The 862-nt window shown below is 43.4% G+C and carries 1 protein-coding gene; it reads left to right on the forward strand.

From position 1 onward, the window contains the following. The first annotated feature begins 270 nt into the window (after positions 1–270). Complete coding sequence (locus A3766_RS08050) at positions 271–768, forward strand: hypothetical protein (protein ID WP_068642061.1); 498 nt, start codon at positions 271–273, stop codon at positions 766–768. Positions 769–862: the final 94 nt, after the last annotated feature.

The following is an 862-nucleotide window of genomic DNA, read 5'->3' on the forward strand; positions in this document are numbered from 1 at the left end:
TATGCTGCCAGAAACAGAAGTGAGTTTTGCGCCCGTATCAGATAGGTTTTCTAGCGCGTATGGCTGCCCATTTAATTCAGCAGTTAACGCGTAAGAATCGATGAAATTATTAAATCGCTCTGAACGAATTTGTTCAATAGGCTCGGCTTGAGCTACAGTTGCGTCATGCATGTTATTGTTGTTCCCAATATGTGCGGTTATATAGTTGTTATGAGCAAATAATAATCAGTGTCAGATAAAACCACAATCATCAGGTTAGGTATTTTAGTTATGTTTCGATGGTTAAAAGAAAAAATCATATCAGCAACTAAGCAGCAACCGACGCATCTAACAAAAGATGTCCCTCCTTCTTCAACCAAGTCCGTCACCATACCTCGCGATCCAATACCTACCTCACCATGGACAGACCTAGATGCTTCATGGTCAACACTATCTGAGATTATTCAGCATCAAGTGGAAGAAGCTGACCAAAGAGCCGATAAACGACTAAGACAAGGTGGTATCCACGGTCACTTCAACCCGGGCAGAGATATGAGTGTGGGTGTATCAAGGCTGAGGCGGGAAATCGAAGAGTATCGTTTTGATGAGTGCAGCAGTCCAGGCGATAACGCCTACGCGCTTCTGGAAGAAGCCAGGAAGCTAGGTGAAGGCGTTAAACGCTACGATGAAGACGGTTTTGAGTCAGATGCGATATTGTTTACTGTGAAGCTAATTCATAAACAGATTGAACAAGAGCTAGGTTCTGAAAGGGAAATTCAGAATAATTAGGCGCATAATAATCTCCTTACCCTGACAGAAAAGGAGGTGTGCCATGCCGTTTCCTGATTACGTACTCCAAGCAGAGCCGTGGAATAAAGGTAAG

Source organism: Oleiphilus sp. HI0132, from assembly GCF_001635845.1.

Coding starts and splice junctions, on each gene's coding strand:
- A3766_RS08050 (WP_068642061.1), top strand. CDS start 271: ATGTTTCGATGGTTAAAAGAAAAAATCATATCAGCAACTAAGCAGCAA.